21 protein-coding genes are annotated in these 21,993 nt (G+C 30.3%); all 21 read left to right on the top strand.

Translation table 11 applies throughout. The features are described from left to right. Window positions 1-30 precede the first annotated feature (30 nt). Complete coding sequence (locus tag J2Z76_RS16955) at window positions 31-2,190, top strand: DEAD/DEAH box helicase family protein (protein WP_209510988.1); 2,160 nt, start codon at window positions 31-33, stop codon at window positions 2,188-2,190. Beyond that, window positions 2,183-2,383: a hypothetical protein gene (locus J2Z76_RS05490; RefSeq protein WP_209510987.1), complete on the top strand. Its 201-nt coding sequence runs from the start codon at window positions 2,183-2,185 to the stop codon at window positions 2,381-2,383. The genes J2Z76_RS16955 and J2Z76_RS05490 overlap by 8 nt, the downstream gene beginning before the upstream one ends. After that, window positions 2,340-4,379 (top strand): AAA family ATPase, encoded by a 2,040-nt coding sequence (locus tag J2Z76_RS05485; protein WP_209510986.1) that lies wholly within the window; start codon window positions 2,340-2,342, stop codon window positions 4,377-4,379. The genes J2Z76_RS05490 and J2Z76_RS05485 overlap by 44 nt, the downstream gene beginning before the upstream one ends. 10 nt (window positions 4,380-4,389) lie before the next feature. Beyond that, window positions 4,390-4,881 (top strand): hypothetical protein, encoded by a 492-nt coding sequence (locus J2Z76_RS05480; RefSeq protein WP_209510985.1) that lies wholly within the window; start codon window positions 4,390-4,392, stop codon window positions 4,879-4,881. Between the two features lie 643 nt (window positions 4,882-5,524). Then, window positions 5,525-7,309, top strand: a complete 1,785-nt coding sequence (locus J2Z76_RS05475; protein ID WP_209510984.1) for a hypothetical protein — start codon at window positions 5,525-5,527, stop codon at window positions 7,307-7,309. Between the two features lies 1 nt (window position 7,310). Further along, window positions 7,311-8,666, top strand: a complete 1,356-nt coding sequence (locus J2Z76_RS05470) for a small ribosomal subunit Rsm22 family protein (RefSeq protein WP_209510983.1) — start codon at window positions 7,311-7,313, stop codon at window positions 8,664-8,666. Window positions 8,667-8,679: 13 nt separating this feature from the next. Next, window positions 8,680-9,624, top strand: a complete 945-nt coding sequence (locus J2Z76_RS05465) for a DUF1848 domain-containing protein (protein ID WP_209510982.1) — start codon at window positions 8,680-8,682, stop codon at window positions 9,622-9,624. Between the two features lie 131 nt (window positions 9,625-9,755). Beyond that, a complete protein-coding gene (locus J2Z76_RS05460) occupies window positions 9,756-10,046 on the top strand; it encodes a DUF2726 domain-containing protein (protein ID WP_209510981.1) in 291 nt (96 codons plus the stop codon). A 23-nt stretch (window positions 10,047-10,069) separates the two neighbouring features. Then, window positions 10,070-11,974: a spectrin repeat-containing protein gene (locus tag J2Z76_RS05455; RefSeq protein WP_209510980.1), complete on the top strand. Its 1,905-nt coding sequence runs from the start codon at window positions 10,070-10,072 to the stop codon at window positions 11,972-11,974. 97 nt (window positions 11,975-12,071) lie between these two features. Then, complete coding sequence (locus J2Z76_RS05450; protein ID WP_245210332.1) at window positions 12,072-12,974, top strand: HAD family hydrolase; 903 nt, start codon at window positions 12,072-12,074, stop codon at window positions 12,972-12,974. A 220-nt stretch (window positions 12,975-13,194) separates the two neighbouring features. Then, window positions 13,195-13,725 (top strand): GNAT family N-acetyltransferase, encoded by a 531-nt coding sequence (locus tag J2Z76_RS05445; protein WP_209510979.1) that lies wholly within the window; start codon window positions 13,195-13,197, stop codon window positions 13,723-13,725. 313 nt (window positions 13,726-14,038) lie between these two features. Then, a complete protein-coding gene (locus J2Z76_RS05440; RefSeq protein ID WP_209510978.1) occupies window positions 14,039-14,344 on the top strand; it encodes a YciI family protein in 306 nt (101 codons plus the stop codon). A 15-nt stretch (window positions 14,345-14,359) separates the two neighbouring features. Further along, complete coding sequence (locus tag J2Z76_RS05435; protein WP_342455017.1) at window positions 14,360-14,695, top strand: prolyl oligopeptidase family serine peptidase; 336 nt, start codon at window positions 14,360-14,362, stop codon at window positions 14,693-14,695. Continuing rightward, window positions 14,688-15,281 (top strand): DUF3841 domain-containing protein, encoded by a 594-nt coding sequence (locus J2Z76_RS05430; protein ID WP_209510976.1) that lies wholly within the window; start codon window positions 14,688-14,690, stop codon window positions 15,279-15,281. The genes J2Z76_RS05435 and J2Z76_RS05430 overlap by 8 nt, the downstream gene beginning before the upstream one ends. Window positions 15,282-15,624: 343 nt before the next feature. Further along, complete coding sequence (locus tag J2Z76_RS05425) at window positions 15,625-16,041, top strand: riboflavin kinase (protein WP_209510975.1); 417 nt, start codon at window positions 15,625-15,627, stop codon at window positions 16,039-16,041. Between the two features lie 152 nt (window positions 16,042-16,193). Further along, entirely contained in the window at window positions 16,194-16,577 is a 384-nt protein-coding gene (locus J2Z76_RS05420) for a DUF4003 family protein (RefSeq protein ID WP_209511038.1), read from the top strand. 193 nt (window positions 16,578-16,770) lie between these two features. Then, the gene (locus J2Z76_RS05415) at window positions 16,771-17,034 is read left to right on the top strand and encodes a DUF3781 domain-containing protein (RefSeq protein ID WP_209510974.1); all 264 of its coding nucleotides are present in this window, start codon (window positions 16,771-16,773) and stop codon (window positions 17,032-17,034) included. A gap of 419 nt (window positions 17,035-17,453) precedes the next feature. After that, complete coding sequence (locus J2Z76_RS05410) at window positions 17,454-19,046, top strand: ABC transporter substrate-binding protein (RefSeq protein ID WP_209510973.1); 1,593 nt, start codon at window positions 17,454-17,456, stop codon at window positions 19,044-19,046. Window positions 19,047-19,113: 67 nt separating this feature from the next. Continuing rightward, window positions 19,114-20,040 carry an ABC transporter permease gene (locus J2Z76_RS05405; RefSeq protein WP_209510972.1) on the top strand — a complete coding sequence of 309 codons (927 nt, stop codon included), beginning with the start codon at window positions 19,114-19,116 and terminating at the stop codon, window positions 20,038-20,040. Between the two features lie 11 nt (window positions 20,041-20,051). Further along, window positions 20,052-20,963 carry an ABC transporter permease gene (locus J2Z76_RS05400; RefSeq protein WP_209510971.1) on the top strand — a complete coding sequence of 304 codons (912 nt, stop codon included), beginning with the start codon at window positions 20,052-20,054 and terminating at the stop codon, window positions 20,961-20,963. A gap of 10 nt (window positions 20,964-20,973) precedes the next feature. Next, window positions 20,974-21,984 carry an ABC transporter ATP-binding protein gene (locus J2Z76_RS05395; protein ID WP_209510970.1) on the top strand — a complete coding sequence of 337 codons (1,011 nt, stop codon included), beginning with the start codon at window positions 20,974-20,976 and terminating at the stop codon, window positions 21,982-21,984. Window positions 21,985-21,993: the final 9 nt, after the last annotated feature.

The raw sequence follows: 21,993 nt of genomic DNA, 5'->3' as shown, positions 1-21,993 counted from the left end.
TAATATTTATATGGAGGATGGGTAACAGTAGTGGGATTTAAAAACTTAGATATTAAGATAAAATATAGAACTTCAGATAATAATATACCAAAAGAATTTCTTATACCAGTATTAAAAGAGGCAAAAATATATAGTAGAGCTGTTGGCTATTTTTCATCGACGTCTTTGTTAGAACTGTCTATTGGGCTATGTAGTTTAGCCAAAAGCAATGGTAAAATTCGCATAATTGCTTCGCCACGGTTGAGTGAAGATGATTTAGATGCAATAAATAAAGGGTATAAAGAGAAGAAAAATGTAATAGAAAATTCCTTGTTTAGAGAAATTAAAGATTTGAAAAATTACTATGAAGAACAAAGGTTAAATCTGATTGCAAATCTAATTGCAAATGGAACATTAGAGCTCAAATTAGCTTTCATGGAAAATGATAATAAGATTAGTCTATATCATGAAAAAATCGGTATACTAATAGATTACGATGGTAATAGAGTAAGTTTTACTGGATCTATGAATGAATCTATTAATGGTTTCGTTGAAAACTTTGAGTCTATAGATGTTTATTGTGATTGGAAAAGCAAAGAAAGCTTAGAACGTGTAAATGACAAACAAATTGATTTTGAAAATTTATGGAGTGATAATACAAATAAAGTAAAGGTTGTTGAATTTCCAGTTGCAATAATAAACAAGTTAAAATCTTATAGAAAAAGCTGTATAGACTATTCGATAGATGAGCAAGAATATTACTATAATAAAAGTATATATAATAATTTTATAAAAAAACCGTCAACTTTGCAACTGTATGATTATCAACAAGAAGCAATAAATAATTGGGCAAGTAATAATTATTGTGGAATATTTGATATGGCTACTGGTACTGGAAAAACATTTGCTTCATTAGGTTGCATTGAAAATTTAGCAAAACATTTAAATAACAATATAGCTGTTTTTATTGTTTGCCCATTTATTCATTTAGTGCAGCAATGGGAAGAAGATGTAGTTCAATGGGGAGGAAATCCTATCATAGCCCATTCTAATTCGCCAGATAACCATTGGAGTACTAAACTAGTTAACTTATATAAGCGTTATAAAGTTAATAGTAAACCTTTTATTTGTATTACTACTAACAAAACATTTACGAGCAATAAGATTCAAGATGTTATAGAAGATGTAACAGAAGATATGAATATACTTATGGTCGCTGACGAAGCGCATAATTTTGGTGCATCATATTTATCTAGGTTTTTAAATAGTAAAATAAGGTATAGACTTGCCTTATCAGCTACAATAGAAAGATATATGGATAAAGAAGGAACAAAAGCTATATATGATTTTTTTGGTGATAAATGTATTGAGTATACTTTGGAAAAAGCAATAAAGGAAGAGTTTTTAGTTAATTACGATTATTATCCAGTTATTACATATTTAAATGATTATGAATTGGAAGATTATTTGAATATATCAAAACAAATATCTAAACAGGTTATAATGAAAGACAATAAACTAAAACTAACTGAACTTGGTCAGATGTTAGTGTATAAGCGTTCGCGTTTAGTTGCTGGAGCACAAAGCAAACTAGAGGCGCTAAGAGAAAAGTTAAAAGATTATGTAGATGATAAATATATTATTGTTTATTGTGGGGCAACAAATGGTTTAGAGCCAGATGGTTTAGACGATGAGATTGAACGTCAAATTGATAGTGTAGAGAATATTATAGGATTAGATCTAGGAATGAGTACACATAGATTTACCTCATCGGAAGACGCTGCAACAAGAAAAATTATAAAACAAGGTTTTGCAGATGGGCAATATCAGGTGATTACAGCAATAAGATGTCTAGATGAAGGAGTTAATATTCCACAGATACGTACTGCCTTTATTCTTGCAAGCAGTAGAAATCCAAAAGAATTTATTCAGAGAAGAGGCAGATTATTAAGAAAATGCCCAGGTAAAAAAAAGGCGATAATATATGATTTTGTTACTTTACCTAGATATTTAGGAAATGTAAAATTTGGAGATATTGATTTGGATAAGGCGCTAGTTAAAGGAGAATTATCAAGAGTGTATGAATTTGGTAGATATTCAATAAACAAAAGAGTTGCGGAACAATTTATAGATAATATACAGAATGCATATGGAACAGATTATATTATGCAATTATTAATTGATGAATTGGAGGAAAAAAGCAATGTATAGAAATGAGATAGACAATACGATGTTTAACTTATTATTTAGCGATATACGCGTTCTGGAGTCTACTAATTTAAAGACTGGAAGATATACTGATTCACAAATGGTACAACTAATAATTAGGATAATTGAAAAGTATTCAAAGGAGGACTATAATGAATTTTACGCAGCTGAAGATGAAAAATTTTATGAGGTATAAGGGTACAAATGTTTTGAATTTTAGTTGTGATCAAGAAAAAAAAGTTACTGTAGTCTTAGGTGATAATACTTCTGGAAAGACTACTATAGCACAAGCATTCCGATGGGCTCTTTATGGAGTATTAATAGAAACAAAGTATGATTTAAAAAACGAAATATCAATATTAAATAATGAAATTTTAGGGGAAATGGGACCTAACGATTATCGGGAAGTTGTTGTTGAAATTGAAATGGAACATGAAGATAAAAAATACAATTTATTAAGAAAAGCTAATTTTTCAAGAAAATATCCTAAATATATTGCAAAACAAGAATATGAAAAACTAACCATGAGAATAAAAGAGAAAGATAGTGGAGTTACAACTTTGTTTGATAATGCAGGTGATGATAACGGAAAAAACAAAGGAAAAGTTGACGATATAATAAATGAATTACTTCCGATAAATCTTTCTAGATACTTTTTGTTTGATGGAGAAAGGTGGAATGAGGATAAAAACAAGAGAAACGATATCAAAGAGTCAGTTTATACAATAATGGGTGTTTCTCCAATACGATTAATGAAATTACATTTAAATGAATTAGGTACGTACGGAAAAAACGGCGTTATAAAGCAATTAAGAAGAAGAATTACTGGATCTGGTGATGATTATAATAATCTTAATGATAGTTTGCAAAACTTATTATCTAAAATTGATGATAGTGAAAAAAAGATAGTCGAAGCATCCAAAAATAAACTATATTATGAACAAAAGATTGCAGATTCGGAGGATATATTAAATGCTAATAAAACAATAGAACTTGATCAGCAAAAAGTTAAATCATTAGAAAAAGATATTGAAAATAGTGAAAAGTATATGAAATCTTATTATGCAGATATTGTTACTTCTTTCAGTAAATCATATATATTTTTTGCTGCTCCTTTATTAGAAGAAGTTATTAGTTTGTTAAAGAATGTTGAATTAGATGGTAAAGATATTCCTGATATTACAAATGATACTATAGCTTATATTATTAATAATGGTATTTGTATTTGTGGACATAAAGTAATAAAAGATTCTTATGAATATGATACATTAATGAAATTAAAACAGGTAATTCCACCTATGGCTATTGGTACATTAGTGGGAAATTATCAAAAAGAACTAAAAAGATGGCATTCAAGTAGCAGTGAAATATATAAGGTTATTAAAGATAAAGCTGATTTATATCAAGGAGAAAAATTTTCAAATGAAGATAATGAGAATGAAATTGAAAAAATAAACAAAAGAATTGATGGTAAAATAAACTTTCAACAAGAACGATTAAAAATGCAATCAAATAAAAAAAACAAGCAAATAGAAGAAGATAAAATACGTAAAGAAGAAAATAATATTGAAGATTATAAAAGAAAAGCAAAACAACTTGAGGAAGAAATCTCAAGACTTCAGGATAAATCAGCTAAAAATGCTCAAATTGAGAGGAATATTTTGATTGCTGAAAAGGTTTATGAAGCGTCTTCTAGGATATATAAAAAAAATGAAACAACTATATTAAATGAACTAAATAATATTATAAATAATAATTTTAAGGTAATGTTTAATGAAAAGGATAAGTATGCACGTTTGGAGGATAACTACGATATTAAATTATATTACAATAAAATAAACGAAGATGATACGTATTCTGAAATGGAGGCACATGGATTGTCTGAAGGAGAAAAAATTGCTAAAAATTTTGTTTTTATTGTTAGTATAATGGAATTAGCTAATTTGAAAAAAAGCGATTCAGAATGTATCGCTCAAACACTTCCTTTAGTATTAGATGGTCCATTTTCTAAATTAAGTTCAGTAAATATTGAATTAATATCACAAGTCTTGCCTAAAACTGCAGATCAGGTAATATTATTTATGCTAGATAAAGATTGGGAACATAGTAAATTAGAAAAGTATACTGGTGCAAAATATATTGTTGCTAAAGAAAAAGAACAAAACTACTCAAAAATTGAAAAGATTTATTAGGGAGAATAATATGGGATTTGAATATTTTCATAAAGAGGTACAAATAACTGGTAAACATAGTAGATATGTTGATGAAATGTGGGAACAAAATCAGATTCAAAACTCTTTTTTTAAAAGATTAGTTGATTTATATACTATTGCACCTGTTATAGGATTAAGAGCTAGAAGAAGATCAGTAGCAGATTATTCTGATGGTAAAAGAACAGTTCCTGTAACTCAGATGTTAGAATTAGAAAAAGATTTGGAAATAATTATGCAAACGATTTTATTGTTAGATGATACAACAACATTGTCTGTTGAACAAAAAATTGATAGAGCTTTTATAGGACCAACAACTGAAGAGGAATTTAAAGCTAATGTTAATTTGTTCAATGATTATTTAAGAGGTGGTATTGAAGTTTTATATGAGTGTTTAATTGAACGTGAATTAACTATTTCAGATGACTATACAGATCAAAGAATAGGAAACATGGTGGCTATTTTTGATAATCCTTTAGTATAATTTGTTGTTTTGATTTTGATAAGTATGCTATAGATATATATAATATTATATTGCTGTATATAAATGGAACAAACTGTAAGGTAGATAAAAAGAAAGGAAATAAATTAATTTTCAATAGGGTTAGTTATGGAATAAAAAACAATAGTAGCAATAATGTATGACTTTGATAAGACTCTTTCTCCTAAGGATATGCAAGAGTATGCATTTATACCTGGCGTTGGAATGAAAGTGAGTTGTGCCAGGTACGAAGTTATTGTGAACATCTTAAGGGCAGACAAGGGGACGTTTCACATATCTTAACAAAGCATGAAATAATAATTAACATAAAGGAGATTCATTGTAATAACATAAGTTATCATAAGTTGTAATGTCTTTACCTATATCTTTACAAAATAAATTTTTGAAGGCTTAGTACATTTATCGGTATATTAGCGTTAGATTTTCTAAATAGAAGTGATAGTTCAGATAATGATATCACTGAATCGGAAAAGAATGATAATGACTACGTATAAGAAGAAATCGCCAGGTTTCCCAATTTAGCATTGAAGTATTATATAAAGAATGGAATTTATATAAATAGAGCGATTTAATGTGACTAGACAATATAGGATATAAATATGCTTATGAACTGAGGAGGAGTACTATGTATTTATATGTTAATTTGTTTAATGAAAAAGTATTGGATAGGAAGAAATACTATCTTAGCGGTGATTTACTTGCACCAACAATTAATTCATTTGAAAAGTTTAAAGATCTAGAAACATCAAAAATCAAAGGCTGTATTGGATTTATGATGGCTAAAGAACATTCCAATAAAGGTGTTTATCTCTTAGAGATTGATAATCTGGTTGCAAATGAAAAAGAGCTTTCTTTTGAGTTTAGCATACAAGACATAATGCAACAAACGAATGAGCAAATCAGAAAAAATTTATATAGGGTAGCAGCTATTAAAGACTGGTTAGATGACAAAAAATATAGCCCTAATGCATATATACTGGATAAGTCAACATTTGACCTTGTCAGGAAAGGTCAGATTAATAAAACAAAACAATCAAGCTATACTTCTCAGATTCAAGAATATAAGTCTAATTATAATTGGAAAAGCATTGTTGAATTATTTGAACCAATTGACTCCATAGGGGAAGGTCATGAACTATGGAACAATGTTAATGATCTATATGAAATTGGATTTGCATGTAGTAAATTAGGTGAACCTAAAAATGAAAAAGCTAAAGATAGAACACATCTCAAAGAGGTTGCACAATATAGGGGGCATAGTATTCGATTATATAAAAGATGTATTGAACTAGAACCACTTGATTACAGATATCTGTCAGCATTAGCATACAGATATTATCTTAATGTAATGGAGTTATCTAAACCTAAAGGTAGAAATGACGGGAATAGAGATCAGGAAATAGAAAGTGCTATAATGTACTTTGAAAAGGCAATTGCATTGAATAGGAAATCTATTAAAAATAATTATAGATTAGGTAAACTAATACTTGAATACAAAATAAAACAGATGAAATATAAATCGCATACGTGGAATCCTGAATTCTTTCATGAGCTTGAACAAGTCGAAAAATGTGGAATTAGATCTATAGTTAATGCAATTACTGAGTTTGATAACTTACATGAAGAGCAGCAAAAGACATATAAAAATGAATATATAAAATCATGCTATTGCTTGGGTAGTTATTACTTACAGAAACCGGATTTATATATTAATGAGCACCTAATGGCGAAATTTTCTGGGACTGATTATAAACCATCTATTACACAAAGAGATATTGAAGATGTTTCGAATGCGAGGAAGTATCTTGAACTTTGTTTTGTTGCAGAATCAGGAAATGAACTGATTGAATCTCTTGAAGTTGAATACCTATTATCAAATCAAAATCGATGGACTATATCACCAATGGATGTACTATATAAATTAGGTGTTGTTTATATGTATATGTACTATATTAAGAGAAATTTTTCAAAAGATATTGAAGCAATTAATCAGTACAAAGCAATAGCGCTAAAATTAATGAATACAAGTTATCAGATTGCATTTGAAGGTAGTAAGAGAAAGACCATAAGAAGAAATACATGGTTTATTAATGATAAATATGCCTTGTTACATATACTGGATGATAATTATTCAGAAGCAATCAATCTGCTAAAAAATGCTCGAGATGGTTATATAATGAATACACTTTGCATTGCATTTTTATTGGAAGGGAAGGACAATGCATATGATAAATGCCTTGAAAAACTAAAGACTGCTGTAGAGAATAAATACAATTTAGCGAAACCAATATCAATTGCAATAATGCTGTATATTTATAAGAAACAAGGTGATAAACTAAATTATAACAAATTGCTTGGATCTGCGGACAAGTCAAGTCGCAAATATTTTGAATGCTTAGGGGTGAGCTAAGTTGATTGTAGATAAAATAGATGGCTGCTTAGTCCTACAAGAGTTTGACTTGGTAAGTACTTTATCAGAATTCAAATATAATAGAACTACTCCAGAATATATTGAAAGAAGTATACTTAAATACATTTACTTGAAAAATCATATTACATTCAATGCTGAGTACGGTTTTGAAGAATTATTATTTGGTATATCGGATGAAGTATTAAGTAAAATAATTAGCGATGTGAAAACAATGTTTTTTTCAAGTGAAAGAATCAATTATAATAGTTTTCATGATGCATACTTGTTCTATTATTTGGAGGCAAATATTTTCAAAGTCTGGAAACCACTGCTTGATTTGCACATAAATAACTTGCTCAAAAAAGATTTGATCATATTGGATATTGGAGCTGGACCGGGATCAGTACCTTTAGGAATTGTTGAATTTTATAAGTTGCTGGCAGTCAAAAATCCGGGATTACAATTTAGTATTATCATAGATATCATTGAGGCTGAAGAGACGTTTATAGATATTGCAAATCATATGATATCAGAGACAGCGAGATTTAATACTTCAAACCTTGGAGTTAAATTAAGAAATAAAGTTCACCAAGTTCTAGATGAAAAGTTTGAATATAATAGCATGGATACGTATGATTTAATAACTATGAGTAATTTTATGACAATAAATGAAAGGGACAATATTAAGCGAGGAACTGCAATTTTATCTCAATTACCAAGGATTCTCAAAGAAGATGGCTCAATAATAATAATAGAACCAGGTGACTCTGTCAATGGACAATTAATGAAAACAATCCGTAATGAGATTACCGATTCAGGCGATCTTAATGTATATTCACCCTGTTCTGGAGTTTGGGAAAAAAAGGAAAGTTATAAATGTAATTGTTATAGTCCAACTAGAACATATTGGAACGTTCCTAGATTACACAAATTTTTATTTAAGAAAGGGATTCGAAAAGCTGGCCGTGAGCAACTACCATTTCAATATGTTGTATATAGACGAGATGGATTGACGAAATACAATGAAGTAGTAAATCAACAGTATTATGTTAAACTAAAGGATTTAAGACAGTGTTTTGGTAAAAGTATCAATGTTAAAGCTAATGTACGCTCGGTGATTGAGCGAAAAAATAGTCATCAGTTGGCTATATTGCTTTGTGATGGAAGTTGCACTTTTGACAAACAAGAATCTGAAATCAAGGCGGTTATGAATAAAGACTTTCTAACGGCAGTGGGAATTACATGTCATGTTATCGCTGGAGAAAGGTTAACCTTAAAAAATGTAATAGTTAAGAGTACAAAATACGGTGTTGAATTGGAAGTTAGTAACGATTCGAAAATAGATATTGAATACTAAGGAGTTGTTTTGAATGATATTGAGTATAAGTAGGAGGAGTGATATACCAGCTTTTTATACAGATTGGCTTGTTAATAGATTTAAAGAAGGGTATGTACTTGTTCGAAATCCAATGAATTATCATCAGGTTAGCGAGGTTAAGTTATCAGCAGAATTGATTGATTGCATTGTATTTTGGACGAAAGATCCTCAGAATATAATACCGAAATTAAAGGTCTTTTCAAAGTACAAGTATTATTTTCATATTACTGTAAATTCATATGGAAAAGATATTGAAAGAAATGTTAGATCTAAACGAGAAATAATAAAAAGTATTATTGAGTTAAGTAATTTGATTGGTAGAGAGCGCATAATATGGAGGTATGACCCAATTATTCTTTCTGATAAGTATGATTTAGAATACCATGAAAAGTACTTTCGCAAGTTGATGGAGAAGTTAAGTCCATTTTGTCATAAATGTGTAATTAGCTTTTTGGACATATATTCTAAGACCAAAAGAAATATGAAGTCAATAGAATATCAAGAAATTAGTGAAGATGGTATGAAAGAAGTTGGTAAAAAATTAGCAAGGGTTGCAGCTGAATTTGAAATGATAATTGAAACATGTTCAGAGGCAATTGATTTATCAGTTTGTGGGATTAGTCATGGAAAGTGCATTGATGATCGCTTAATATCAAAACTAAACAATTGTGGTCTTGTTATCGCTAAAGACATGAATCAACGTGATATATGTGGATGTGTAAAAAGCATTGATATCGGAGCTTACAATACGTGTAATCATAAGTGTTTGTATTGTTATGCAAATTTTAGTGAAAAAGCTATGATCAATAATATTGGAAAGCATGATAGTCAATCACCTTTTTTGATAGGTAACATAGAAGCTGGGGATGTTGTGAAAGAAAGAAAAATGGAAAAATACTGTACCGGTTACGAGCAAATGAAGTTATATGATTTATGAAATAAATATCTAATGAAGCATAAACGAATTTCAGTATTTCATTCTGAAAATCTGATGTATTCTCTAATAAAAGATGCTTTAATAGAGATGAATTTAGGAAATTAGATGTTGCCATTCATCAGCCATTAAATATGCTTATTCACAATCCTAGAAAGCTATCTGGGGAAGAATGTACTTATGCAATGAACTGTGCAACACATTTAGATTTCTTAATATATAACAAATTAAATAAAATTCCTTTTTTAGCAATCGAGGTAGATGGTTATAAGTTTCATAAAGAAGGGACTCGTCAATCAGAACGTGATAAAATGAAAGATATAATTCTTAAGAAGTATGAGATATCATTATTGCGGTTTAAAACAAACGGTAGTCAAGAAAAAGAAGTTTTAGAAAAGAAATTTTTACAATTATTAGGAATATAGAAGGAAGGGAATTGACATCTTATATGATAGTTAATGATAAAACAGAGGAGTGGATTAAAATGTCTGATAAAAATGAAATTAAAAATGATAGAAGTATAGAAAGGCAGCCTCTTAAACTTCTAAAGAATAGAAGTTACCCCAGTTATCAGCTTTATGCAACTGTGAGCAACAGTAAAATAGATCCAAATAAAGCATTGATTATTGCTGTGTTAGAAACAATGTCATGGCTCAGAAAACGTTTTAGAGATTTGGAAATACCTAGTGAAATTAGATTTCCTGAACCAGATGATTATGAAACTGTTAATTTAGACGACTTTAAATCATTTAGAATAAATGAAGGTTATGTTGTAGATGTTATATACATTAAAGAAAAAGGCATTTGGTCATTTCATTTAATTGAACCTGATTTAGGACCAGATCCTGGTAATGAAAATCAAAAACGAAAACCTATACCAGGTAGGGTTTTTGAAACAAATATTGCTTTTAAAATTTATAATGGAAAACTGGAATGTGGATTTAAGACTATATGCTCTGAGCCTATGGGGATTATTAATTCGTGTGAAGTTTTTAGACTTGCTGTTGTGAAATCAATTGTTATGAATAAGATGTTAGGGTTAGAACAAATAATTCCTATTAATCAAGAGCCTTATGTTATAAATAGTGTTGATAAAGTTAATCAAATTATAGATTATATAAAAAGCAATAAAAGACAGCTACCATTTTTGCTAATTGCCGAACATTGCAAGGATGTTGAGTTAAAAACTTTAATAATAGATTTTGATAATCCAAAACTTAATTTAGATAACATAATAAGTCACAATATTACAAATCCGTTTGAGAATAATAAAGGACAAACTAATACGGAAGATTTATTCCAAGATAAGATAAGAGGTTTAATTAAACATAGGATGGGATATGCACAATTTGGATTTATATCTAGTAAGCACATTGACTATTTCAATAAAAGTTTAGAATTGTTAAAATTATCAAAGGGTGATGTTCGTATTATATATCCTTTGCAAGATAAAATAGATAGCAAGTTATTTTATTATAAATATATTGTTTCTAATGAAGTTAAATTTTTTAAAGATTTAGAAAACGAAATGCAAGATTACCCTAAATTTAAAAATATCAACTATGGTAATGTGAAATTTTTTAATGATGCTCGCATTGAAGAATTACAACAAATTATTCAAATGAGTAATTCTAAAGAAGATATTATTAATGCTTATGATAAAAAGATTAAAATTATTGAGCATAAATATGAAAGTAAAGTTAATATGTTAAATCAAGAAATAAATGAAAAGGAAGATAAAATAGAAAGGATAAAGGAAAATATTAAATCATTAGAATCAAAAAATAATGATTTGCTATTAAAAATAGAAGAAAATGAGAAAAACTATAATGAAAAATACAACAAATTACTATTGAAATTAGAAAGAAAGGATAAATTGTTAGAAAGGCCGAAAAAAACTGAAGATATTCCAGAATGGGTTGATAATCAGTTTCAAGATAGGCTTATACTGCATGAAAAGGCTAAGGATTTAATTATTAATACACCAAATGATCTAGTTGATATTGAGTTATTATGTGATGCAATTGAATTTTTAGCTCATGAATATATCGATGAAAAGGTTGGAAATATTAGTTTAGAAGAAAGAAATATGATTTGTTCTGAAACATATAATAGAAGTTTTGAAGTAGGTCCTTCTGGTGATATAAGCATTAAGAATTATAGCAAGGAATATAAAATAAAGTATGGACTTGGTTTTAAAGGGAAACCAGTTGAAGTACCTTTGGATTTGCATCTCAAGGTTGGGAATGATTCTAAAAACTTATTGCGTATTTATTTCTTTTTCGATAAGATAAAACAGTTAATAGTTATTGGTTCTCTTCCGAGGCATTTGAAAACTGTAACGGAGAAGTAGCAAGAACTTGTTATGAACATAAACGTAAGGGAAGTTAGACTAGTTTTTAAAATATGCAGAAAGGTAATGTATTAACTTTAATATACAAGGATAAATTATGGAGCAAAAACCAATAGTAGCAATTATGTATGATTTTGATAAGACTCTTTCTCCTAGAGATATGCAAGAGTATGCGTTTATACCAGGCGTTGGTATGGAGCCTGAGAACTTTTGGAATATATGTCATAAAACAATGGTAGATCATAATATGGACCAAATTCTTGCGTATATGCTTATTATGAAACAAGAAGCTGAAGGAAAAATGCTTTTGTCGAGGGATGAATTTAGGAAGCTTGGTAAAAGTGTTATACTTTTTAAAGGTGTAAAGAATTGGTTTAAGAGAATTAATGATTACGGAGAAAAGCTAGGAGTAGTTGTAGAACATTATATAATTTCTTCGGGGTTGAAAGAAATAATAGAAGGGACAGATATTGCCAAAGAATTTAAACAAATATATGCAGCTGAATTTTGTTATAATGATAAAAATGTCCCAATATGGCCTGCGATGGCGGTGAATTATACTAGTAAAACACAGTTTTTATTTAGAATTAATAAAGGCGTTTTAGATGTGACTGAGCATAGAGGATTGAATGAATTCACTCCTGAAAATAAAAGAAGGATACCGTTTGTCAACATGGTTTATATTGGCGATGGGCTTACAGATGTGCCATGTATGAAACTTGTAAAAGAAAATGGCGGACATTCAATTGCTGTTTATCAAGATAAAAAAGATGAAGTAAATAATATGATTGCACAAGGCAGGGTAGATTTTGTTATATTAGCAGATTATTCAAAAAATAGTGCTATGGAAAATACTGTTTTTGCAATACTTGATCATATTAGTGCTACGAGTAAAACAATTGCTTTACATATTGAACATAAAAATAACGCAGAAAATGATATTCTTGAGAAGCAAAAGCAACAATGGGCTGAAGAGCATAATTGTGTTAGAGAGCTATAATTAGTATTGAAATTTGGATTCCAATTCAAAACTAATCAAATTTAAATTCTTATGGTTGAGTAAAATAGGCATAGTATAAAGTTAAGTTGGCTTATAATTCCCATAAAGTATATAATAATGGAACTCTTTGAAATGAGTTCCATTATTATATACTACATTATCAACACTATTCATTAACATAGCCTAAACTAAAAATAAGTTATATGAAGGAGACCTATTGATGATAACACCTATATTGGAAAGTAAAAGAATAATACTTCGTCCTCTCTCTGTTAACGATGCTGAAGATATTTATAAAAAATGGACATCCGATTCTGAGGTAGCAAAGTTTATGATTTGGGATGTACATAAATCTATTAACGAAACTATTGAATGGTTGAAAATGGAAGTACAAAATGTTGATAAAGAACATCATTATATATGGGGATTTGTATTAAAGGAAACTGGAGAGTTATTTGGTTCAGGCGGTATAAACTTTAAAAAGGAGCTTGGTTGCTATGAACTTGGATATAGTATTATGAAAAAATATTGGGGACAAGGCATGACAACTGAGGCAGGGAAAGTTATATTAGATTTTGCTTTAAATACTTTAGGAGAGAAGAAGTTCTTTTGTAAACATGCAGTAGATAATATTGGTTCAAAAAAGGTTATGACTAAACTTGGATTTGAATATTTTAAAGATAGTTCGTATTTTAGCCTTAGTGGTGAAAAACATTTTCTAAGTAAGGATTATTATCTAAATTGTAAGTAGTTTTTAACACTCAAAATTCATATACTAGCCATATTATTCGAATTGTACGCAACGGTAGACTTAAGTGATGATGCCACGCGCCGCTCGCGTTGTAATTATGTATTGCTAAATATTGTAGGTGTTTGATGCAAAGTGCATGAATTTAAAAAAATCTAATATATTTCTTTAATAATTGGTATATAGTATATATAAGTACTTGTTTGTATTTCTGTAATATATAACAAAAAAAGTGACAAAAAAATGTCTACGAAAGGCTAGTAAAATGGCATAAATATATTGATTTAAAAAAAAATATAATAAGGAGATTGTAAAAATGCAGTACATAGTTTCAGGTTATGATGGCCTTGATGAAAAGGCAATAGAAAGAAGATTAGCGGTAAGAGATGAGCATTTAAAATCTGTAGAAAAAAGATTTAAAATTGGAGAGCATTTGTATGGAGCAGCAATACTTGATGATACTGGAAAAATGATAGGCTCAATGATGGTAGTAAACTACCCTTCGAGGGAAGAACTGGATAAATGGTTAAAGAATGAACCTTATGTAGTTGGTGGCGTGTGGAAAAAAATAGAAATAAAACCTTGTAAAGTAGCACCTATATTTATGGATCTTTATAATTGAAAATATAGAGTAGACATAGGAAGAATATGTTTGGTTGGCGTCAGTTTGGGGGCTTATGGAGCACGGAATTTCGTAATGCAAAGACCTAAATTATTCTCAAGTATTGTATCAATTGCTGGAGGTGCAATGCTTACTAAATATGCAAACCTGATAAGTCATACACCTTCATATATAGTTCATGGTGAACTTGATAAGGAAGTAAGTGTTAGCGAGAGTATTAAAATATCAGAAGCCCTTGTTAGCGCAGGTGGAAAAGTTGATTTAATGGTAATTCCTAACATGGGACACGAGATATGCACAAAGATTTTTGAAAGTAATGAACTATATAATTCGGGAGAAATTTATGGTTAATGATACTGATTTAACAAAAAAAGTAACTCTTTGGACAAGGCAAGACAAAAGAAGTTTAGAAGAACTTAAAAATCATAATGTTATTAGAATTAAAAGAAGTAACTTGGAGGAAAAATTCGATTTAATTTCAGACCATATTATTTATTTGTATAATTGGTTTGTAGATTCTGCAAAAGAAATGGTTCCTAAACCTGATGAAGTTGAATTTCCAATATGGTGTTCTATAAGTGAGGAATATATGTTAAGACCTACATTAAACGAAGTTGTTTATGTACTTGAAGTAGATGAGTCTGATGTAATATATTTTGACGGCATGAAATGGGATTATGTGCTGAATCACCATTATGTTCCTAAAGATGATAGGGATGCAGAAGAGTATGCGAGGGACATTGAGAAAAAGGGCTATAAAAATTCATTTTCTTTTATGGATGAAAAAACATCACACTTTTATCCAGAAGAAAGAAAAAGGGTTATGGACAGTTGGATAAGAGTATTTGAAACAAATCAATGGGACAAATTTAGAATACAAGCAAATATATGGGAAATAAGGCCTGAAATGATAAAAGATATTTTAAGAGTGGAATAATAAATTCACCTATAGTACAAGGATCTTGTCTGTGCCTTGTCATGAGTAGCTATTCGTAACCCAAGCGCTTTAAAATTATATAAACAAATGAACTTTACATTAGGATATAATTCGATAAATAAATCTAGGTTCAATTTTATAGCCTATAAAGTTTACTTGACTATTTCTTGGAGAAATAAAAATATTTCTCCTTATTTTTGTCGAGGTAAACAAAAAATAATAAAGGAGGGACAGAAATGAAAGAAGATGTGACTTGTAGTGTTGTTCAGGATTTACTTCCAAATTATATTGAGCAAATAATCGGTGCTGTACTGTCTGCGGTCATGAGAGGAGCATTTGTTTGATGAATAATGATATTTTGGCAGATAAAAAAGCTTTATATATACTATTTGGAAAGATTGTGCATGGACGCGGAAGAGGAAAAGAAGGAGGTATGCCCACAGCAAATATGGAGGTTAAAAGTGAAACAGTTATACCACCAGTTGGAGTGTATATTTCTATAGCCATTTTGAATGAAAAAGAGCATATTGGCGTAACTAATATTGGAAAGAGACCTTCTGTAGATAACGACAATGATATAACAATCGAAACGCATATACTAGACTTTCAAGAGGAATTATATGGACAGAAAATGGAATTAAGGCTTTATCTGTTCCTAAGAGCCACACAGAAATTTCCTTCGTTTCAAGAATTGAAAGCCCAAGTTTCCCTTGACAGTCAGAGAGCAAAAGATTTTTTTAGTTATAAGAAGGAATTGTAATAGAGTAGGAGATGGTGATGGTTATTTTTGTTTGATGCATAAATATAAGAGTTATAACTAGTCTTAGAAGCAGTATAATGTCAAGAAGTAATAGAAGAATGATAAGACAAATCATAGACCAAAATCAAGCTATATAGGTGTAAAGTAGTTCCATTGAAAAATGCAATAAAGTTATTAACATTTTTGATCAATTAAGGCAAAGAAACTGTAAATATGGAACCGGTGTAGAACTTTCTGTTTTAGGTTTACTAGCTATAACAACAGATAATATTGATGCAGCAGTAAATGACATAGTAGAAGTAAGTAATTATCTTTTAACTTGTAAAGGTTTTGGCGCTTTTGGTATAGGAAAAGCTCAACGAATTATGTATTCATCTATTTTAGTTTCACAAGAAAATAAAAAACAATTCTCTCTGAATACCATCAATTTTGCAGCAGTTAACAGTATTACGAATATAATAATAGCACAACAAGCTGCAATGACAGCGGTTATTGCATCAAGCGTAGCAGCATCATCATCAGCAAATTCTAACTAATATATAAATATTAGGTTCTGACACAAAATTAAAAGACTTTAGATTCAGAGAAGCAATTTATATGTAGTTATGCTAAATATTTGAATTCTTATATTTATGTAGTATATAATTAAACAAATGGACAATTGTATTAAATTAAGAAGAAAATCTATTAACACTGAAATATACAAATCGAAATTTGAAAGGTTGAAACATGGTGATAAAAATAGATGATAGCACTAAAATGCTTTTTAACTTAGATAAGTTGCATACAACTGATTTAGGATTAGTTAGAATTAAGAAAAATCTTTCTTTAGATGTGGATGATGTTATTAAATGGTGCAGAGATAAAATACAAAATCCAAATGCTTTGATAATAAGGAGAGGCAAAAACTGGTATGTAGATATAGATGATTGTCAAATAACGATAAATGCTTATAGTTATACAATTATTACGGCTCACAAGATAAAAAAGTAAGTTAAAATAGGCATAGTATAAAGTTAAGTTGGCTTACAATTCCCATAAAGTATATAATAATGGAACTCTTTGAAATGAGTTCCATTATTATATACTACATTATCAACACTATTCATTAACATAGCCTAAACTAAAAATAAGTTATATGAAGGAGAACTATTAATGATAACACCTATATTGGAAAGTAAAAGAATAATACTTCGTCCTCTCTCCGTTAACGATGCTGAAGATATTACTTTGATACTCATCCCTATGTCTCACTTCAATATGCTATACTAGGACATCGTCATAAATCGATCTTATTAGTGCTAATTTTTGGAAATAATCGATTGATATTTATGTTATATCAGCATATAATTGTTGAAATATATTGTCATAAAAGTATATTGACAATATAAAAATATAGGAAGAGGTGGACTATGTTTAAGACAAAAAGAAGTTTATTAATTATGCTAGTTATCTTAGCGATGGTATTATCTGTTGTTGGATGCTCTAATTCCAATAATGCACAATCTAGTAGTAGCGGGGAAACCACACCGGGAACATCTGATAATCATATAGCAGGTCCTGCTATAGATAAAGACACAGTTGTAATTGCTACAGCTGATGAAACACCTTCTTTATCCGCGGCTGGTCACAATGCAGTTGCCGGAGATTATGTAAATAAATTAACTTATAATGGTTTATTTCGTTTAAATAAGGATATAAATCCTGTTCCAGATCTTGTAAAAGAATATACTGTGGAAGAAGACGAAAATGGGGAAAAAAGTATATGGGTTATGACTCTTCATGAAGGTGTTAAATTCCATGACGGAAGTACTCTTACATCAGATGATATAATAGCTTCATTAGCAGATGCTAAAACACACCCAGAGGTACTTACTTATACAACATCAGTAGTGAAGACAGAAAAGGTTGATGACTTAACATTTAAAATATATACTGATGGGGCTTCTTCTTCTTTACTTTATGATTTAAGTCACCACTCTAATTCTATAAGGCCAAAAGCTTTGATAGATGCTGATAACGATTTCAATGCAAATCCTATCGGCACAGGGCCTTATAAATTTGTAGAGTGGACTAGAGGAGAGCAAATTAAATTCACAGCACATGAAGAATATTTTGATTCCGACCGTGCTCCAAAAATTAAAAATATTGTATGGAAGATTATACCTGAAGGATCTTCTCGAACTATAGCGTTAGAATCCGGTGAGGTAGATTATGTTATTGAATTAGATTCAACATCTTTAGATAGTCTTAAAGCAAATCCTGATATATCAGTTTTGGAAGTACCAAGTCTTTCTCACAACTGGTTAACAGTGAATAATGAAAAAGTACCTTTTGATAATTTGAATGTAAGAAAAGCAGTTTGTAGTGCTATCAATAGAGAAGATGTTATAACTGTAGCATTAAATGGTGCAGGCGTTGCGACTGAAGGGCAAACACCCGAAGGAATGTTAGGATTCTCTTCTGAAGATTTTGATAATTATGATGTGGAAGCAGCTAAAGGTTACATGGATGCTTGGGGTGGAGATCCTTCTACAATTGAACTTGATATAATTTGTTCAAATGATACAAAAAGAAGAGCTGGAGAAGTTATACAAGCTAATTTAAAAGAAATTGGTATCAATGCTAACTTAAGTACAATGGACTTAGCGACTTACCTATCAGTAACAGCAGAAGGTAATTTTACAGGATTCATAGGAGGATACACTTCAAGCAATATGGTTTCTTTTCTGCAAGGTGTCTTTCTCTCTTCCAATATAAATGCTTCTAATAAAACGAGAACAGCTAATCCAGAACTTGACGCTTTAATAAACAAAGCTGCAAAAACTGTAGACCAAGAAGAGAGAAGAAAGGTTCTTGAAGAAGCTTCTATACTATTAAATAAAAATGCTTATCAAATGCCTTTATATCAAAACTATATGATAAGTGCACATAGCAGTGGATTAGATAATACTTTTATATCTGCTAATGGAGATTTCGCAGTTCAAGAGTGGAGCTGGAAGTAGTAGTTAAACTAAGCTATTTCATTAATTTAATTAATGAAATAGCTTAATTAAAAAATAAGGAGGATTTATGTGGAAATATATTGGAAAACGTATTGTTTATCTTATTCCTGTTGTTATTGGGGTTACTTTCATGGTGTTTTTAATAATGAATATGGCACCTGGAGATCCTGTTAAATCAATCCTAGGTGAGCAAGCATCTCCTGAAGCTATAGAAGAATTAAGAGAAGAATTAGGTTTAAATGATAATATTTTAATTCAATATAAAAATTATTTTTTAGGTTTAATAAAGGGAGACATGGGTATTTCCTATAAATCTAAAGTAGGCGTGGCAGAAGAAATCGGAGCAAGATTACCAACAACGGCAAAGCTATCAGTAATAGCCATTGCAATTGCTATATCTCTTTCTATTCCTTTAGGTATTATTGCTGCTGTTAAACAAAATACTTGGATTGATAGTTTAACCATGTTTGTAGCTTTATTAGGGGTTTCGGTTCCTGTGTTTTGGTTAGGGCTAATGCTATTATTATTTTTCTCTCTTAAATTAGGTTGGTTTCCTGTCTCGGGGGCTGCAAATTGGAAATCCTTTATACTTCCTGGAATTGCTTTAGGATTCTTAAGTATGGCTTCTATTGCAAGGGTTACCCGATCTTCAATGCTTGAGGTTATTCGCCAGGATTATATCAGAACTGCAAGAAGTAAGGGAGTTCCGTACAATACAATTATTAGAAAACATGCTCTTAAAAATGCATTAATACCGACAATCACAGTTGCTGGACTGCAAATTGGTACACTCTTAGGTGGATCTGTTCTTACAGAAACAGTTTTTGGACTTCCTGGAATTGGTAGATTGATGATACAGTCAATACAAGGTCGAGACCTCCCCATGGTTTTGGGGTGTATAATTGTATTTACAGTAGCATTTTCAATAGTAAATTTAATCGTCGATATTATATATGCTTTTGTTGACCCACGAATTAAAAGCCAATATACTTAAAGGAGGATATGATGGATGGTATAATACATAATAATAAAAAACCTACTGATGCATTGAAAATTAAGCAAAAATATAAAAAGCAAAGTCAGTTAAAAGAAATATGGTTTAGATTAAAAAAAAATAAAACCTCAGTATTAGGACTTATAATTATACTGATAATTATAAGTCTAGCGATAGCTTCAGGATTTATATATGATTATGATGAAGATGTTATTAACCAAAATATAAGCGAAAGATTGCAGTCTCCTTCATTGGATCATCCTTTCGGAACGGATGAACTAGGTAGGGATATCTTAGCAAGAATAATATATGGATCTCGAACTTCACTATCCATTGGTTTTACAACAGTAGTTATTTCTCTAATTTCAGGAGGAATATTAGGAGCTATCTCTGGCTTTTATGGAGGGCGTATAGACAATGTGATTATGAGAATTATGGATATTTTTCTTGCAATCCCTGGGACTTTGTTTGCCATAACAATTGTTGCTGCTCTTGGCACTAGTACCATAAATTTAATGATAGCTTTGTCTATATCAGGTGTTCCTAGATTTGCCAGGATAGTTCGTAGCTCTGTAATGACTGTTAAAGATGTGGAATTTGTAGAAGCAGCCAGGGCAATTGGAGCCAATAATTTAAGAATAATAATTCAGCACGTAATTCCCAATAGTTTAGCACCAGTAATAGTTCAAACTACTCTTCAGGTAGCAACTATTATACTAACAATAGCTGGACTTAGTTTTTTAGGTCTTGGAGTTTCAGCACCTCAACCTGAATGGGGAGCTATGTTGTCTAGTGCTAGAGCATATATGAGAGAGTATAGTTATATGACTCTATTTCCTGGGTTAGCTATAATGATAACAATCTTGGCTTTGAATCTTCTAGGTGACGGCCTAAGGGATGCCCTAGACCCAAGACTAAAATAATGGGGGACATATGAATACAAAAAGTGAACTTATATTAGATATTAAGAATTTAAAAGTTGAATATAGAACCGATGATGGAGTGGTTAATGCTGTAAACGGTTTGGATTTAGAAATAGAAAAAGGTCAAACTCACGGTCTGGTTGGAGAAACTGGTGCAGGTAAAACAACTACAGCACTTTCCGTATTAGATTTGATACAATCTCCTCCAGGAATAATAGTAGACGGAAAAATTAAACTTGAAGGTAAAAATATAAGAGGATTAAAAGATAAGGATATGGAGAGTATTAGAGGTAACGATGTTTCTATGATTTTTCAAGATCCTATGACATCTTTAAACCCAGTAATGACAATAGAAGATCAGATTGCGGAAGTTATTGAATATCATGAGTCTGGCGGTTATAAAGAGGCTATTGAAAAGACTCATGAGATGCTTACAATGGTTGGTCTTCCACCTAGAAGAGGAAAGGAATATCCTCACCAATTTTCAGGAGGTATGAAACAAAGAGTAGTAATAGCTATGGCTCTTGCCTGTAGACCGAAACTACTAATAGCTGATGAGCCTACTACTGCTCTTGATGTTACTATACAAGCCCAAGTACTTACTTTAATGAAAAATCTAAAAAATCAATACGGTACTTCTATGCTTATGATAACCCATGATTTAGGCATTGTTGCAGAAATATGTGATAAAGTTTCAGTTATTTATGCTGGACATATTATCGAACACGGAGATTTAGTAGATATCTTTGATAATACAAGACATCCTTATACAGAAGGTCTTTTTAACTCCCTTCCGAACTTGCAGGATAGAAAGGCAAAATTAATACCTATTAAGGGTTTGATGCCTGATCCTACAGATCTGCCAACAGGATGCCCATTTCACCCAAGATGTGATTATGCAATGGATATATGCACAAAGAAATATCCAGAAAAAAGATATAGAAATGATCAGCATTTTGTTGAATGCCACCTTTATGATAGTGATAACATAAAAAGAGGAGGAGTGATAAAACGTGGATAAACCATTAAT

The organism is Sedimentibacter acidaminivorans, from assembly GCF_017873955.1.
GTDB classification, from domain to species: domain Bacteria; phylum Bacillota; class Clostridia; order Tissierellales; family Sedimentibacteraceae; genus Sedimentibacter; species Sedimentibacter acidaminivorans.
The sequence above is the reverse complement of the archived record's forward strand: the minus strand, read 5'-3'. Positions and strand labels throughout refer to the sequence as shown.

Excerpts from the sequence above, each read along its gene's own strand:
- J2Z76_RS05490 (WP_209510987.1), top strand. The coding sequence starts at position 2,183 with ATGTATAGAAATGAGATAGACAATACGATGTTTAACTTATTATTTAGC.
- J2Z76_RS05485 (WP_209510986.1), top strand. The coding sequence starts at position 2,340 with ATGAATTTTACGCAGCTGAAGATGAAAAATTTTATGAGGTATAAGGGT.
- J2Z76_RS05480 (WP_209510985.1), top strand. The coding sequence starts at position 4,390 with ATGGGATTTGAATATTTTCATAAAGAGGTACAAATAACTGGTAAACAT.
- J2Z76_RS05475 (WP_209510984.1), top strand. The coding sequence starts at position 5,525 with ATGTATTTATATGTTAATTTGTTTAATGAAAAAGTATTGGATAGGAAG.
- J2Z76_RS05465 (WP_209510982.1), top strand. The coding sequence starts at position 8,680 with ATGATATTGAGTATAAGTAGGAGGAGTGATATACCAGCTTTTTATACA.
- J2Z76_RS05460 (WP_209510981.1), top strand. The coding sequence starts at position 9,756 with ATGCTTATTCACAATCCTAGAAAGCTATCTGGGGAAGAATGTACTTAT.
- J2Z76_RS05455 (WP_209510980.1), top strand. The coding sequence starts at position 10,070 with ATGATAGTTAATGATAAAACAGAGGAGTGGATTAAAATGTCTGATAAA.
- J2Z76_RS05450 (WP_245210332.1), top strand. The coding sequence starts at position 12,072 with ATGGAGCAAAAACCAATAGTAGCAATTATGTATGATTTTGATAAGACT.
- J2Z76_RS05445 (WP_209510979.1), top strand. The coding sequence starts at position 13,195 with ATGATAACACCTATATTGGAAAGTAAAAGAATAATACTTCGTCCTCTC.
- J2Z76_RS05440 (WP_209510978.1), top strand. The coding sequence starts at position 14,039 with ATGCAGTACATAGTTTCAGGTTATGATGGCCTTGATGAAAAGGCAATA.
- J2Z76_RS05430 (WP_209510976.1), top strand. The coding sequence starts at position 14,688 with ATGGTTAATGATACTGATTTAACAAAAAAAGTAACTCTTTGGACAAGG.
- J2Z76_RS05425 (WP_209510975.1), top strand. The coding sequence starts at position 15,625 with ATGAATAATGATATTTTGGCAGATAAAAAAGCTTTATATATACTATTT.
- J2Z76_RS05415 (WP_209510974.1), top strand. The coding sequence starts at position 16,771 with ATGGTGATAAAAATAGATGATAGCACTAAAATGCTTTTTAACTTAGAT.
- J2Z76_RS05410 (WP_209510973.1), top strand. The coding sequence starts at position 17,454 with ATGTTTAAGACAAAAAGAAGTTTATTAATTATGCTAGTTATCTTAGCG.
- J2Z76_RS05405 (WP_209510972.1), top strand. The coding sequence starts at position 19,114 with ATGTGGAAATATATTGGAAAACGTATTGTTTATCTTATTCCTGTTGTT.
- J2Z76_RS05400 (WP_209510971.1), top strand. The coding sequence starts at position 20,052 with ATGGATGGTATAATACATAATAATAAAAAACCTACTGATGCATTGAAA.
- J2Z76_RS05395 (WP_209510970.1), top strand. The coding sequence starts at position 20,974 with ATGAATACAAAAAGTGAACTTATATTAGATATTAAGAATTTAAAAGTT.